This is a genomic window from Marinomonas rhodophyticola, from assembly GCF_026113935.1.
Taxonomy (GTDB): Bacteria; Pseudomonadota; Gammaproteobacteria; order Pseudomonadales; family Marinomonadaceae; genus Marinomonas; species Marinomonas rhodophyticola.
In genome coordinates, this window is sequence record NZ_JAPEUL010000012.1 from 77,905 (window position 1) to 93,062 (window position 15,158).

The following is a 15,158-nucleotide window of genomic DNA, read 5'->3' on the forward strand; positions in this document are numbered from 1 at the left end:
CGGTAATTGTCGTTATTTCAATAGTCTATATCAACTCAGTGGACGGCCACTGATGTTTATCTCGCTCCTAGACGGCCCCGCCAAGGTTGAACCATGTTTAACAAGGTTTTAATTGCTAACCGTGGCGCTATCGCGACACGTATTATTCGTACTCTCAACAACATGGGTATAGGCTCGGTGGCGGTATACGCTGAATCTGATGCGAAGAGCTTACATGTCAAACGCGCAGATGAAGCGTTTTCTTTAGGCGAAGGTGGTGCCAGTGATACCTATTTGGATATGGAGAAAATCCTGCGCATCGCCAAACAGTCTGGTGTTCAAGCGATTCATCCAGGGTATGGTTTTTTGAGCGAGAATGCGTCCTTTGTGCGACGTTGTGAAGAAGAAGGTGTCGCGTTTATTGGCCCCACCGCTGAACAAATGATTGAATTTGGCCTAAAGCATCGAGCACGTGAATTAGCCGAAAAAGCCAAGGTGCCATTATCGCCGTAGGTTCTGAACTGCTCACTGATTTAGAAAGTGCTTGCCAAACAGCCAGTCAGATTGGCTATCCAGTGATGCTGAAAAGTACGGCGGGTGGTGGTGGCATTGGTATGCATTTATGCCACGATGAGAAAGGCCTGAGAGACAGCTTCGATTCCGTACGTCGTTTAGGTGCTAATAACTTTGCCGACGATGGTGTTTTTTTAGAGAAGTTCATTGCTCGCGCTCGTCACATCGAAGTACAGATTTTTGCCGATGGTAAAGGCGGTGCATTGGCTCTGGGCGAGCGAGATTGTTCCAGCCAACGTCGTAACCAAAAAGTCGTCGAAGAGTGTCCCGCGCCAAATTTAACCGACGACGTGCGTAAACAGCTTCATCAAAACCGCAGAACTATTATTGTCATCTGTTCAGTACCGTAATGCTGGAACGGTCGAATTTATCTATGATATGGACACTGATAAATTCTATTTCCTTGAAGTAAATACGCGTTTGCAGGTTGAACACGGCGTGACGGAAATGGTTTACGGCGTAGACTTGGTGGAATGGATGATACGCCTTGCCGCTGGCGAAGACCTTGCGCCAGAAGAGAAACGTGTTTCGCTTAAAGCACATGGACATGCGGTACAAGTACGTTTGTATGCGGAAGATCCTTATAAAGATTTTCAGCCTTGTGCTGGCTTATTGAGTCAGGTTCAGTGGCCGCTTGCTAACACTAATTCTGATGCTGTCGCGGGTGTTCGCATCGACTCTTGGATCGAAACCGGCATTGAAGTGTCGCCTTACTTTGATCCTATGCTCGCCAAAGTCATCGTTCATCAAGAAGATCGCGATGCCGCCTTTGCTAAACTCAAAACGACGCTGGAAAACTGCGTTTTATATGGCACAGAAACCAATCTAGATTATCTCAAGCAATTGGTTGTTGATTCTCTGTTGTTACGTGGTGAAGTGAGCACTCGTTATCTTAATGCATTTGTCTATCAACCTAAACGCATTGATGTGTTAAGTGGAGGAACTCAAACCACGTTGCAAGATTTTCCTGGCCGTCAACATCATTGGAATGTTGGCGTACCGCCTTCAGGCCCATTCGATAATTATCATTTCCGTTTAGCGAATCGCTTGCTTAATAATCTGGATTCGGCCGCGGCCATGGAAATTACTCTACAAGGCCCAAGCTTAAAATTCAGCTTTGAAACCTGTCTTGTGGTTTGTGGGGCAGTGATTGACGCGAAAATTGATGGACAAGCCATCGAGCAAAATACTGTGGTCACCATACAAGCGGGTGAAACGTTAACCTTGGGGCGAATCAAAGAGCAGGGTGCGCGGGCGTATTTAGCCGTGGCGGGTGGTTTTGATTGCCCAGATTATTTAGGCTCAAAGTCGACCTTCACCTTAGGGCAATTTGGTGGTCACAACGGTCGTGCTATTCAAACGGGTGACGTGTTGCATGTGCTTGAATCTCAGGGATCACTAGCTTCTAGTGCTTTGCCTGCTGAGTTGATGCCAGTACTTGGCAATCAGCATGAATTGCGGGTAATTTACGGCCCTCATGGCTCGCCCGATTTCTTCACCCCTGAAGACATCGAGATGTTCTTCGGTACAGACTGGGAAATTCACTACAACTCCAGCCGCACGGGCGTTCGTTTGATTGGCCCGAAACCCAAATGGGCACGTAACAACGGCGGTGAGGCAGGGCTTCATCCATCGAATATTCACGATAATGCTTATGCGTTCGGTAGCGTCGATTTTACGGGCGACATGCCAGTGATTCTCGGGCCAGATGGTCCATCTCTTGGTGGTTTTGTCTGCCCTGCGACTGTTATTACGGCGGATTTGTGGAAGCTTGGTCAGTTACGTGCAGGCGATAAAATCCGTTTTATTCCTGTGACCTTGGAAGACGCCGTGGTGTTAGAAGCCTCGCAAAATGAAGGCTTAGCTAATCTATCGGCGTTTGAACAAGCTGTTTCACCTTGTGAGTTTTCTTGTGAAGTGCAGACGCCGATTCTGAAAACCTTATCGGCGGACCGTTTCGGTGATGAAATTGTCTACCGTGCGGCGGGCGATCATTTCTTGCTGGTGGAATATGGCGAGCAAATGCTCGATATTCGTCTGCGCTTTCGTGCTCATGCCTTGATGCAATGGTTAGAGCAGAACCCGTTAAACGGCATGCGAGAGCTTACGCCTGGAATTCGCTCCTTGCAGATTCATTACGACAGCCAACAGCTGAGTTACACCGATTTATTAGCCCATTTAGAAGCGGCGGAGCAAGCATTAAGCACACAGCTTGATGAACTCACCGTGCCGTCAAGAACTGTCTATTTGCCACTGTCTTGGGATGATAAAGCCTGCCAAGAAGCCATCGATAAATACGCCCAATCCGTGCGCTCTAACGCGCCTTGGTGCCCAAGTAACCTAGAGTTCATTCGTCGTATTAACGGCTTAGACAGCATTAACGATGTGAAAGATATCTTGTTCAGCGCGAGCTATTTAGTCATGGGCTTGGGGGATGTGTATCTCGGTGCGCCAGTGGCCACGCCGGTGGATCCTCGTCATCGTCTCGTGACCACTAAATATAATCCAGCGCGTACATGGACGGCAGAAAACTCGGTTGGTATCGGTGGTTCTTATTTGTGTGTGTATGGCATGGAAGGGCCGGGCGGTTATCAATTTGTCGGCCGTACGCTACAAATGTGGAATCGCTACCGTTTGACCAGCGCCTTTAGTAAACCTTGGTTATTGCGATTTTTCGACCAGATTCGCTTTTACGAAGTGAGTCACGAAGAACTTGATCAGATCCGTAAAGATTTTCCGCACGATACTTTTCATGGAAATAAGAGCCTCAATACGAATCGAAGAAAGCACCTTTTCCCTTTCTGACTATCAGGCGTTTATCGATGACAACAGCGACAGCATTGATGACTTTAAAAAAATTCGTAATCAGGCGTTTGAAGACGAGCTAGCGCGCTGGCACGCCAATGGACAATTCCATTTTGATACGGACGAAGGTGAAGCCGTCGCCACAGACATCACTTGGAGTGAAGACGCTACCGTCGTTGATAGCCCAGTCTCCGGCAGCGTATGGCAAACCCAAGTGAAAGTAGGTGATCAAGTGAAAGCGGGGCAACTTCTGGTGGTTTTAGAATCCATGAAAATGGAGATTCCTATTTATGCGACATCGTCTGGCGTGGTGTCCGATTTGCTATTAAAAGACGGTAGTCGCGTCAACGCCGGCCAGGCCATCGTTGTGCTAGAAGAATTAGTGACGGAATTAGTGGAGGGAAAAGCATGAGCATCAGTATGACGACTAACAATACAAGTGAGAACACATTAGACATGGGGTTCAGCGCCTTGCGTGAGTCTTATAAAACAGGTATAGCAACACCAACCAGCGTGATGGCCGACATTCGTCAGCGCGCGGCTGATTATAAAGATCACAATATTTGGATTCATCTATTAACCGAATCGGAACAAGCGGTTTGGCTGGATGCTTTAAAAGACAAAGACATGGACACACACCCTTTATGGGGATTCCCTTTGCCATTAAAGACAATATTGATCTGGCGGGTATTCCCACTACTGCGGGTTGTGAAATCTTTGCTTACACGCCAAAAAAATCATCTCAAGTGGTACAGCAGTTGATCGATGCTGGGGCGATTCCAGTAGGTAAAACTAATCTAGACCAATTTGCCACAGGCTTGAATGGTACACGTTCACCTTATGGAGCTTGCCATAACGCTTTTAATTACGATTATATCAGTGGTGGCTCCAGCTCGGGATCCGCTGTTGCTGTTGCTCTTGGGTTAGCGAGTTTCAGTTTGGGAACAGATACGGCTGGTTCCGGTCGTATTCCAGCTTGCTTCAATAACTTGGTTGGCGTGAAGCCGAGCATCGGTTTGTTATCGGCTACAGGTATGTTGCCGGCTTGTCGTAGTTTGGATTGTATGACGATTTTTGCCTACAACACGGACGATGCCAATATTGCTTTGGGGGCGGCAGAAGGTTTTGATGAGAGAGACGGCTATAGCCGTCAGAACCCATTTGATAACCAAGCACGTCATTATGGTTTACGTACTGGCCCTTTGAAAGTAGGCGTGATTCCAGCTCATCAATTGAAATTCTTCGGTGACAAGAGCTACGAAAAAGCCTACTTGCAAACCTTGGCGTTATTGAAAGAACAGGGCTTTGCTTTCCAAGAAATTGACTACGCGCCGTTCGATGAAATCGCCCAACTTTTGTACGAAGGTCCTTGGGTGTCCGAGCGTTATATTGCTACTCAGCCATTAATCGATGAGAACCCAGACGTGATTTTCCCTGTGGTACGCGAGATCATCTCACCAGGGCGGCAAACCGCCAGCAACATCATTGTTTAAAGCACAATATCGCATTAATGATTTGAAGCAAATTTGCCTAGCGCAAATGGCACAGGTCGATTGTTTGCTGACACCTACAGCAGGTCGTCACTTTACCGTGGCAGAAATGCTAGTGGAGCCGATTAAACGAAATAGTGAGTTGGGTTATTACACCAACTTTATGAACTTGATTGACTTGGCTTCCATCGCCGTACCTACAGTGATGACAGAGAACGACATGCCATTTGGTATCACGCTCGTTGGGCCAACTTTTAGTGATCGTATGTTGATGTCCATTGCTAACCGCATTCAGCAAGCGCTTCCACTTAAAAAAGGGGCTTTAGAAGTAATGGCGACGCCAAGCAACACGACACCAGTGGGTAATAATCAAACCATCGATGTGATGGTTTGCGGTGCCCACTTAGAAGGCCAACCGCTCAACTGGCAATTAACCGAACGCGGCGCTAAGCTGAAAAGCAAAACCACCACAGCGCCGGTTTATCGTATGTATGCTTTGGCAGGCGGCCCACCGCTGCGTCCTGGATTGCTATTGGACGAATCGAATGGGGCGGCGATCGATGTCGAAGTTTGGTCTGTACCGACGACAAACTTCGGCAGCTTCGTCGCTGGTATTCCAGCTCCCCTTGGTATCGGTAAAGTCAGATTGGCAGACGGCAGTCAGGTGGCAGGTTTTATTTGTGAACCTTATGGCATGGAAAACGCGAAAGACATTACGCACTTAAATAGTTGGCGAGCGTATTTAGCTACATTGGAATAGTCTTTTTTTTCAAAGCCACCCACCTTTGCAAGTCAGTTAAATCAAGGGGTTGAGTTTTGACTTGCTGAATCATAAATATACTGTATATAATTACAGTATATTTTCTCAGGAAGAGGGAGCCATTATGCCGCAGCCAAGAAGTCAGCAAATCAACGTTAGTGATACGCCATACTACCATTGTGTTTCTCGTTGTGTGCGACGGGCCTTTTTGTGTGGTGAAGATCCGTTTTCAGGTGACAGTTTCGAGCACCGTCGTGGCTGGGTTGAAAACAGGTTGCTGTTTTTAGCCGGCCTCTTTTCTATCGATATATGCGCTTATGCTGTGATGAGCAATCACCTTCATGTGGTACTGCATGTCAATGTTGAAAAAGCGGCGAAATGGTCGACACTAGAGGTGTTAGAGCGTTGGCATAAGCTTCATAAAGGCACTGTATTTACGCAACAATATGTAAAAGGTGAGGTGTTGCCTGAGTTTGCGTTAAGCCTAGTCGAGGCTTCAGCAGAGACATTTCGCAATCGGCTGATGGACATCAGTTGGTTTATGAAAGAGCTTAATGAGCCAATTGCACGACAAGCTAACGCCGAAGACAACTGTACAGGAAGATTCTGGGAGGGCCGTTTTAAATCTCAAGCGTTACTGGATGAAGCGGCATTGATTGCCTGTATGGCTTACGTGGACCTCAACCCAATACGAGCCAAGGTAAGCGATGCGCCAGAAGAGGCCGACTTTACCAGTCTTAAAAAACGTGTGGACTCAGCTAAGATGCAAAGGCAGCCAAAGCGATTGTTGCCTTTTATTGGTAATCCGAGAGAAAACATGCCTAATGGCTTGCCATTTTTCTTATCTGATTACCTAGAATTGGTCGATACGACGGGACGTATTATTCGAGATGATAAACGAGGTGTAATAGATGGGTCATTACTGCCCATTCTTCAACGGCTTAATATATCATCAGAGAATTGGCTGAGCATTACGACACAGTTTGGTGAAAAAACAGGTCATGTCGTCGGTAAGGAGCATTCAATCGCCTATTATTGTGAAGCGCATCAGCGACAGCGTAAACCTCGAGGCAGCGCTAAGCTCCTTGCTTAAATAAAATCTTAAACTGCCAATCATGTATTAGGGTTGTTTTCAAAACCGCCTTGTCTTGCCTTGTCTGAAATCCTATTAAATGCACTTTTTCTAGAGTTGAAGATTGTCATCCCACGTTTCGCTTACTTATATCGTCAATTGTCGCTATTTTATCTGTGTGCTCTGGTAGTAATCTTTGATTATTAGAGTGTGTGTCTTAGTTAATAGTTAAAATGTGTGTCCTAATTGTTGGTAGACAAGCTTTGATTATTAGAGTGTGTGTCCTGGTTGTTGTTTGAGTATTAGAATGTGTGTCCTAGTTGTTGATGTATTTGGAGTGGAGGAGGTTGGGGTTAGATTCTTTTTTAGGATATTTACGGTGAATTTGTTACAGTTTGCCGTTAGTTAAAAAAATAAGGTAGCACTTCTTTATTATGCCCATTAGAAATTTATTCGCTTCACTGCCTATGTTTGCGGTTGAGCCTGACCAGTTCCATGTTCTGCAATCTGCCCTTAGTTTTCGAGAGTATTTATTAAAAGCGATTCATAATGCGACCTCTAGGATTTATTTGGTGGCTCTTTATCTTGAAAATGATGAAGCGGGCAGGGAGGTATTGACAGCGGCTTATGAAGCCAAGCAGCGTAATCCTAAGTTAGACATTGTTATTTGTGTGGATTGGCATCGTGCGCAGCGTGGTTTGATTGGCGCGGAAAAAGCTGCAGGTAACGCGGCTATGTATCAAGAGTTTGCAGCGAAATATGAATACGATATTCCTGTGTATGGTGTGCCAGTTCGTAATCGTGAAGTGTTTGGCGTATTGCATCTAAAAGGTTTTGTTGTCGATGATACGGTGATTTACAGTGGCGCGAGTTTGAATAATGTGTATCTGCATTATCAAGAGCGTTATCGATTTGATCGTTATCATGTTATTCAGAATGCGGCATTGGCAGACAGTATGGTGGGATTCATTCGCAATGAGATGATCCGTCATCCCGCGGTGAATAATCTTGCAGACGCCGGATTGCCGTCGACGAAAGAGTTAAAGTCAGTGATTCGACAGTTTCGAGTTTCACTGGGCAAATCTGCTTATGCTGGCGAAAAGCAATTTGTCGGTGATCAGCATGTAGCGGTAACGCCTATGGTGGGTGTCGGTAAACGTTTTAATGCTTTGAACCAAAAAATTACAACATTGCTGGCGGAGGCGAAACAAGAGATTGTTCTTTGTACACCGTATTTTAATTTACCGAAAGTCGTGTTGAGGGAAGTGAAGCGCGCTATTAAGCGCGGTGTGAAAGTGCATGTTGTGGTGGGAGACAAAACTGCCAACGATTTTTATATCGCGCCAGATCAGCCTTTTAAAGCCATTGGTGGTTTGCCGTATTTGTACGAGATGAATTTACGTAAGTTTGCCCGTGCAAATGAAAGCCATATTGCGTCGGGTGGTTTGTCGATTCATTTATGGAAACACGAGTCTCATAGTTATCACCTAAAAGGGCTTTGGGTAGATCGTCGTATCATGTTGTTAACAGGCAATAACGTTAACCCAAGGGCTTGGGCGTTGGATTTAGAAAATGGTTTATTGGTGGACGATCCGCAGCAGCATTTGCTGGCAAAGTTTACGGCTGAGTTTGATAATATTCATCAGCATACCCAACGGATTACGTCCTATAGTGAGTTGGAAACCATCCATGATTACCCTGACAAGATTCAAAGGCTGTTGAAGAAAGTCATTCGGACTCGGGCGGATAGACTGCTAAAACGGATTTTGTAATAACAATTTTATAACCCACCAAAACTAAAAAAGCGAATCAAACGATTCGCTTTTTTAGTTTTGGTGGGTGTTTTTTGTGTGGTAAAGCTGAGCAGTATCATGCTGTTTTATTTATCATTAAGGTTTTTTTGAACCGTATTGGAGTACCAGTTCAAAAAGTTGATCACACCGAATTCGTAGGTTTCGGAATACGGTCCAGGTTGGTAACCAATGGAGTTGATGCCTAGCTGGTTGCGTTCACCTAATACTTTGTCCTGTTCATTGGTGGCATCCCACACTTTTCGTAGCGTGTCTGTGTTGTAGTCTACGCCTTCTACGGCGTCTTTGTGGACGAACCATTTCGTGGTGACTATGCTCTCTTGGGCGGAAATAGGTAGCACACGGAAGACGATGAAATGGTCAGATTGCATGTGGTTCCATGAGTTGGGTAAGTGCAATATGCGCATGGAGCTCCAGTTCGCGGTTTTTGATTCGCCCCAAGGTTTTCGTGCAAGCAGCGGCTCCATCTATGGTCATCACCTTAGTGCCTTTTTTAAGTGGCATGCGCACAATTCGGTTGCGCTGTATTTCACCAAAGCTTTGATGTTTGTGAGGAATGCCTTCTGCATCCCATTGCGCGGCTTGGGCGTTGTAGTGGTCGAGGAAGTCTTGTGGTGCCCGCGGGTCCTCGGTGTCGTCCCATTCTAATAAGGTATTCAGCAGTTCAGGGTGACTACCGGCACAGTGGTAGCATTCACGGTTGTTTTCTAATACCAGTTTCCAGTTGGCGCGTTCGTACATGGTCGATTCGACGGCCAGTTTGGTATTTTCTACATCGTAGGGTTCCATGTATTCGTCAAGTGTTGTTAGGAAGTCATCAAATCCATCATCTGGGGCAGTTTTGCCTAGGCAGACAAAGATAAAGCCTCCGCCAGTTCTGCAAAACGCCGATTTTAGGCCGTGTTGTTTCATGTCGAAGTTTTTATTCATTTCTGTGCCAGCAAACAATAGGTTGCCTTTTAGATCGTAAGTCCACTGGTGATAAGGGCAAACCAAGTTGGCGACTTTGCCACGGTGCTCTGTGCAAATAACAGAACCGCGGTGACGACAGGTGTTATGAAATGCATTCACCTTGCCTTCGGCGTCACGTACGATCAGAACGGGGTTTTGTCCAATTTCGACGGTAAAATAGTCGCCTTTTTTCGGAATTTCGCTGGTCATGCCAACAAATAGCCATTCTTTTTGAAAGACCTCTTCCATATCAATTCGAAACATATGTGGATCATTGTAGAGCTGTGCGTCCAATGAGTAGTTGCTAGAACGTTTTTCCAGCAATGTTGACATGGCAGTTTTTGCTTCATCTAGAGAAGCGTGGCGTACATTCAGCAGGTCGTGTTGTTGATTCATCTTTCTGGGCCTTACATGACAAAAAGAGTGATGGACTGTTTAACAGTGTCGTTTGTTGTGAGGCTATATTGGCGTAATCGAGAGCGAAAGAAATGACTATTCACGACACGATAAGATACCTAAATCGACTGGCAATCTCTTGTCTCTTCTGACGTTGGCTGCCATGAGCAACTTATTGTCGCAGAGAGTTAACTTGCATGGCTCAACAGGATCCAAAATGGCTCGAAAAGGTGCGGTTCAATTATTTTAGATACGCTACATTTATTAAGAGACTTCCATATGACTAACTCTACAAAGACGGTGAACGCTGATTATTTGGCACCAGTACATACTCAGACTTGGGTAAATGGACGACATAATGTTCGTTGTGTGAAGGTAATTCATGAAACTTGGGACGTAAAAACCTTTTGTTTTATGGCACAGCAGCCCGTTATGTTCTTTTTTAAGCCTGGACAATTTGTCACGTTAGAGTTGGAAATCGAAGGTAAGCAGGTGATGCGCTCTTATACCATTTCGAGCGCACCATCTGTGCCTTATAGCTTTTCGATTACGGTAAAGCGGGTACCTGGTGGTGAAGTATCGAATTGGTTGCATGACAATATGACAGTGGGTTCTGAGCTAGCGGTTCATGGTCCGGTGGGGCAGTTTAACTGTATCGATTTTCCAGCAGAGAAAGTATTACTGCTTTCTGGTGGTGTTGGAATTACCCCTGTTATGTCGATGGCGCGTTGGTGGTTTGATACGAATGCGGATGTAGACATCACTTTTATTCATAGCGCGCGTTCACCTCGGGATGTGATTTATTCTCGTGAGTTGGACCACATGGCGGCTCGCTTGGATAATTTTGGTTTGTACTTAATTGTTGAGCGTATGGAAAATGGTTTGCCGTGGCAAGGCTACCGAGGGTATTTGGACGCGGCGAAGCTGGATATGATTTCACCCGATTTTATGGAACGTGAGATTTTTTGCTGTGGTCCTGCGCCCTATATGAAGGCAGTGAAAAACCTGCTTCAAGCAAGAGGCTTTGATATGAGCCGTTACCACGAAGAATCCTTTGGTGCAACGCCAGCAGAGGTAGTGGAAGACGCTATTGAGCAAGCCGAAGTCGCGCAGGCAGAAGCCGAAGCGATGAATCAAGCGGATTTATTGCGTGTTGAGTTTTCTGGTAGTGGTAAAAGTATTCAAGTGATTGCGGGGGAGACCTTGCATAATGCTGCGGCAAGGCTTGATCTTATGATACCCAAAGCTTGCGGGATGGGGATCTGTGGTACCTGTAAGGTATTTGTCAAAGAGGGCGAGACTCAAATGGATCACAATGGTGGTATTACCGATGATGATGTTGAGGCCGGTTATGTGTTGTCTTGCTGTACTGTACCTAAATCGAATGTGGTTATTGAATATTGATTTTTATTAAATAAGCGTTCAACAAAAGCGCAATGCTGGTCTATTTTAGTGCGTGATGCTATGTTCTACTGGTTGGTCTTTGTAGAACAGGGGAGAGGTGATTTTGCTTCATTAAATTGCTATTGCTCTTTAAGCCTTGTGATACTTTGACTTTGTATCTCCTTAAAAATAATAAAAGCGCTTCTTGTCGTTATTTAGGAATGCTATCTAGAAAGTGGTCTGGATTTTGCCTAAGAGAGAAAGGAAGCACACATATGAGGACATTGATATGGCAAATAACTCGACCCTAGCTTTTAGTGCAAGGGGCACAACAAGAGTAGGATTTTTACTGCTTGACCATTTTACTATGATTGCGCTTGCTTCGTCGATTGAGCCTTTACGAATGGCGAATCAGTTGTCAGCGGAAGAACTGTATAGTTGGAGTTTGATCTCTGAAAATGGGCAATCCGTAACGGCCAGTGACGGTTTGAGTTTGACGCCAGATCTGTCCATGGAGGATAACGCTGAGTTCGATTTGATTATTGTGGCGGGTGGTATTGATATTACTCGTACTTTTACTGCGAAACAGGTTTCTTGGCTGGTAAAGCAATCTCGTAAAGGTGTTCAATTAGGCGGGATTTGTACTGGTGCTTATGTTCTAGCCTATGCCGGCTTGCTCAATGGTTATCAATGTAGTGTGCATTGGGAATGTTTGACCGCCCTGCAAGAAACGTTTCCTAAAGTGAACTGCAATAATAAGTTGTTCTCCATCGATAAAGATCGCCTGACGTCTTCTGGTGGCAGTGCGCCGATGGACATGTTTTTGAACATGATGACTAAGCAGCATGGTCCTAAATTATCGAATGCCATCTCTGATATGTTTATTTGCGATCGTATTCGCAGTGAATCTGACCAGCAACGTATGCCAATGCGTCAGTTTAATAGTGTGGGTATGTGTACGCCTAAGTTGGTGGATGTGATTGAGTTGATGGAAAACAACTTAGAAGAACCCATTGAGCTAGATGAATTAGCCACTTTTGTGGATGTGTCCCGCCGTCAAATTGAGCGAATGTTTCATCGTCATTTGGATTGTTCTCCTTCCCGCTATTATCTGCGTTTACGGCTTGAAAGAGCGCGCAAACTATTGAAACAATCGAACATGTCGATTGTGGAAATTTCCATGGCGTGTGGCTTTATCTCGACACCGCATTTTAGCCGCTGCTATCGCAAACACATTGGCGTGTCACCTCGTGATGAGCGAAAAATTGCTTGGAAAGGAGAAGTGGCGGAGTCGCTACTTGAAGAAAAAGGGGCGGCTATTATGTACATTGCCCATGCGCAAGATGCGTTAAATCATTCACACAGTGAGCCCAGTTATGGGTCGGTTGCGGTGTAGTTTGTTGGTTTAGTATGTCAATAAGGAGCCATGCAAAAGGCTCCTTATTTTGAGGAAAACGGATGTCTATGGATTGTGTTCACAATACATAAGACTTTCTTTTCCTATCACGCTTCTCTCTTCACATAGCCAGTTTGCATAGACAGTATGCTCTTTGTTGCCTTGTACGATGAAAAATGGCTTGCGCTGTGATAGTAGCCAAGAATCTAAGTCTGTCGAGCGTTGTTTGGCCTTACCGGCTGAATAGTATTGCGCCGAGAAAGGGCGTTTATGCAGGTAGAATAAATCGCTTTGTGTGGCTTCAGATTGTTGTTTCCAGTTTGCCATTATTTTGTCTTCGGAACGTTTTTCTACCCAATCAAAATGCAGCGCACTGATGAGAATAACCAGTAAAATAGGGGTTATAAATCCTACTTTGTAAAGCCAGTTTGCGAGCGGCTTCTGGTGGTGCAAATGCACAACTAATAGCGCAGTTGCTGGCAGGGCTGGCATCACGTAGCTGGCTAAGATGTTGCCCGAGAAACTGAATAGAATCATTGGTGATAGCATCCATAACAGTAAGAAGCTACCAAAGCCATCAGGGCTTTCTTCCACGTCTTTGGCGTCTTTTATCGAGCGAATCCACTGCCAAATAACCAATGGGCTCCATGGCAGCATGGAAATAAAAGCGTATACCCAAATCGTACCGCGTGTTCTTTCGTGTGCGCTGCCATAAAGGTCGCCTTGCCAGCCGCTGACGATGAAACGTTTAACATGCTCGCCAATGATGAAATAGTCTAAAAAGCCCGGTGTTTTGTATTCTGCAATAAGGTACCAAGGCACGGAAATGAGCAAAAAGAGCAGTGTGCCAACGCCCCAAGGCAAGGTGCGCCATAGTTTTTTCCAACGTGCATTGGGAAACAGCCACACGCTTAGGCTGATGCCAATTAATACCAGCGCCAATGGGCCTTTTGATAGCATGCCTAAGGCCAGACCGATAAAGAATAAATAACCCCAGACCTTGCCTCTGTTGTTCCATGCTTGCCAGAAGCTGACCATGCTAAGGGCGATCGAAAAAGTCAGAGCGGTATCTGTCATGACCGCGCCACTTAAGACAATGAATGAGATGGTTGAGGCTAAGATACTCGCACAAAAAATACCCATGACGGTGGATTGAAAATGGTCTTTGCCAAGTTTGTAAATTAAGCCAATAACTCCCATTCCAACAAGTAGGTGTGGTACGCGTGCCGCAAATTCATTAATGCCAAATAGACTGAAACCTAGGCTGCTGAGCCAAGTGAAAAGAGGCGGTTTTCCCCAAAAGGGCACATTGTAGTCAAACATGGGGGTGATCCAATTGCCTGTTTCAAACATGATGCGCGCCATTTCACCATAGCGTGCTTCAGTGGTGTCCATTAATGGATACAAAGCAAGCGACAGCAAGCGCAGCGTCAATGTGCTGATTAGCAAGGTAAGCAGCAGTTTGGCAGAGGGGAGAGAGAGCATTGGCTTTTGCATTATTCAGCGTCCACAGAGTGAAGAGTTGGTTTGGTTAGGGTGTTTTCCATAAGTACATACAAGGGGCGTTGTTTGGATTCAATGAACAATCGGCCAACGTATTCACCCAGTACCCCAATAGATAAAAGCTGAATGCCGCCTAAAAATAATACGACAAGAATGGTGGATGGATAACCTGCTACAGGATCGCCCCAGACGAGGGTTTTGCTAAGAATAATCAGTGCCATGATAAATGCGATAGCCGATGTTGTCAGACCGGCCATAGTGGCCCAGCGTAAGGGTTTGGTGCTAAACGATGTGATGCCTTCCAGCGCTAAATGGATAAGTTTTGAGTAATTCCACTTTGTGTTGCCTGCTAAACGAGGATCGCGGTCAAAGGTAAGTATTTTTCGGGTAAACCAGGCCAAGCCAGCAACCCTTTCATAAAGCGCGTTCTTTCTGGCAAAGTGTTGATGACTTGCACGACTTTTTGATCCATCAAGCGAAAGTCGCCGACATTTTCTGTTATTGGGTGATCACTTATTTTTGACATAAAACGATAAAAACAATGAGCCGTGGTACGTTTAACCCAGCTTTCACCATGACGCTCGCGGCGTTGCATTTCGACCACTTGGGCACCATCTTGCCACGCTTTTACCATTTCCGGAATGTATTCTGGTGGGTCTTGTAAATCAGCATCCAATAAAATGACGCCGCGACCTTCAGCCATTTTCATGCCAGCGCTCATAGCAGCTTCTTTGCCAAAATTTCGGCTGAGGCGTAAGTTGCGCACTTGATGCAAAGGATGTTTCAATTGGCTTACTAATGCCCAGCTGGCGTCTGTGCTTCCATCATCAACATAGACGATCTCACAAGGCTGCTTAAGCAAAGAAAGGGCATCACAGACGCGTTGGTGGCACACTGCCAAAACATCCGCTTCGTTTAGGAAGGGAATAATCACGGACACGAAAGGTTGGGCTTTGACTTTGGGTTCTTTTGCGGCCTGTTTAACGTTTGCATATTGTCTGTATTGGATGGCTTTCATGGCGGTTCTCCTGCTCAGGAA

General features: G+C 45.6%; 14 protein-coding genes and 1 pseudogene. 11 read left to right on the forward strand and 4 right to left on the reverse strand.

What is annotated here, in order from left to right:
* Positions 1-93 precede the first annotated feature (93 nt).
* The 9 genes from ONZ52_RS24925 to pssA all read left to right on the forward strand — a co-directional run bounded on the left by ONZ52_RS24925 (position 94) and on the right by pssA (position 8,451).
* Complete coding sequence (locus ONZ52_RS24925) at positions 94-492, forward strand: biotin carboxylase N-terminal domain-containing protein (protein ID WP_321160396.1); 399 nt, start codon at positions 94-96, stop codon at positions 490-492.
* Positions 493-542: 50 nt separating this feature from the next.
* The gene (locus ONZ52_RS24930; protein WP_321160412.1) at positions 543-902 is read left to right on the forward strand and encodes an ATP-binding protein; all 360 of its coding nucleotides are present in this window, start codon (positions 543-545) and stop codon (positions 900-902) included.
* Positions 880-3,357, forward strand: a complete 2,478-nt coding sequence (locus ONZ52_RS22340; protein ID WP_321160397.1) for a 5-oxoprolinase/urea amidolyase family protein — start codon at positions 880-882, stop codon at positions 3,355-3,357. The genes ONZ52_RS24930 and ONZ52_RS22340 overlap by 23 nt, the downstream gene beginning before the upstream one ends.
* The gene (locus tag ONZ52_RS24935; RefSeq protein WP_321160398.1) at positions 3,305-3,769 is read left to right on the forward strand and encodes an acyl-CoA carboxylase biotin carboxyl carrier protein subunit; all 465 of its coding nucleotides are present in this window, start codon (positions 3,305-3,307) and stop codon (positions 3,767-3,769) included. Before ONZ52_RS22340 ends, ONZ52_RS24935 begins: the two co-directional genes overlap by 53 nt.
* Positions 3,766-4,119 carry a hypothetical protein gene (locus tag ONZ52_RS22345; RefSeq protein ID WP_265220826.1) on the forward strand — a complete coding sequence of 118 codons (354 nt, stop codon included), beginning with the start codon at positions 3,766-3,768 and terminating at the stop codon, positions 4,117-4,119. The genes ONZ52_RS24935 and ONZ52_RS22345 overlap by 4 nt, the downstream gene beginning before the upstream one ends.
* Complete coding sequence (locus ONZ52_RS22350; protein ID WP_265220827.1) at positions 4,002-4,850, forward strand: amidase family protein; 849 nt, start codon at positions 4,002-4,004, stop codon at positions 4,848-4,850. The genes ONZ52_RS22345 and ONZ52_RS22350 overlap by 118 nt, the downstream gene beginning before the upstream one ends.
* Positions 4,843-5,607, forward strand: coding sequence for an allophanate hydrolase-related protein (locus tag ONZ52_RS22355; protein ID WP_265220828.1), 765 nt, complete (start codon positions 4,843-4,845; stop codon positions 5,605-5,607). Before ONZ52_RS22350 ends, ONZ52_RS22355 begins: the two co-directional genes overlap by 8 nt.
* 124 nt (positions 5,608-5,731) lie before the next feature.
* Complete coding sequence (locus tag ONZ52_RS22360; RefSeq protein ID WP_265220829.1) at positions 5,732-6,700, forward strand: transposase; 969 nt, start codon at positions 5,732-5,734, stop codon at positions 6,698-6,700.
* 413 nt (positions 6,701-7,113) lie between these two features.
* Positions 7,114-8,451: a CDP-diacylglycerol--serine O-phosphatidyltransferase gene (pssA, locus tag ONZ52_RS22365; RefSeq protein WP_265220830.1), complete on the forward strand. Its 1,338-nt coding sequence runs from the start codon at positions 7,114-7,116 to the stop codon at positions 8,449-8,451.
* A 107-nt stretch (positions 8,452-8,558) separates the two neighbouring features.
* Here pssA and ONZ52_RS22370 read toward each other — a convergent pair.
* Positions 8,559-9,774 (reverse strand): annotated as a pseudogene (locus ONZ52_RS22370) (aromatic ring-hydroxylating oxygenase subunit alpha).
* A gap of 342 nt (positions 9,775-10,116) precedes the next feature.
* On the opposite strand from ONZ52_RS22370, the gene ONZ52_RS22375 reads away from it, so the two are divergent.
* Together ONZ52_RS22375 and gbdR are read left to right on the forward strand one after the other, a co-directional pair.
* On the forward strand, positions 10,117-11,241 hold the full coding sequence (locus ONZ52_RS22375; RefSeq protein WP_321160399.1) for an FAD-binding oxidoreductase: 1,125 nt from the start codon (positions 10,117-10,119) through the stop codon (positions 11,239-11,241).
* Between the two features lie 268 nt (positions 11,242-11,509).
* Positions 11,510-12,616: a choline metabolism transcriptional regulator GbdR gene (gbdR, locus tag ONZ52_RS22380; RefSeq protein ID WP_265220831.1), complete on the forward strand. Its 1,107-nt coding sequence runs from the start codon at positions 11,510-11,512 to the stop codon at positions 12,614-12,616.
* Positions 12,617-12,682: 66 nt separating this feature from the next.
* Here the strand turns inward: gbdR and ONZ52_RS22385 are convergent, their stop codons facing one another.
* The 3 genes from ONZ52_RS22385 to ONZ52_RS22395 are packed head-to-tail and all read right to left on the reverse strand — an operon-like array spanning position 12,683 to position 15,137.
* On the reverse strand, positions 12,683-14,113 hold the full coding sequence (locus tag ONZ52_RS22385) for an ArnT family glycosyltransferase (RefSeq protein WP_265220832.1): 1,431 nt from the start codon (positions 14,111-14,113) through the stop codon (positions 12,683-12,685).
* The gene (locus ONZ52_RS22390) at positions 14,113-14,520 is read right to left on the reverse strand and encodes a hypothetical protein (RefSeq protein WP_265220833.1); all 408 of its coding nucleotides are present in this window, start codon (positions 14,518-14,520) and stop codon (positions 14,113-14,115) included. Before ONZ52_RS22390 ends, ONZ52_RS22385 begins: the two co-directional genes overlap by 1 nt.
* The gene (locus tag ONZ52_RS22395; protein ID WP_265220834.1) at positions 14,469-15,137 is read right to left on the reverse strand and encodes a glycosyltransferase family 2 protein; all 669 of its coding nucleotides are present in this window, start codon (positions 15,135-15,137) and stop codon (positions 14,469-14,471) included. Before ONZ52_RS22395 ends, ONZ52_RS22390 begins: the two co-directional genes overlap by 52 nt.
* Positions 15,138-15,158 lie beyond the last annotated feature (21 nt).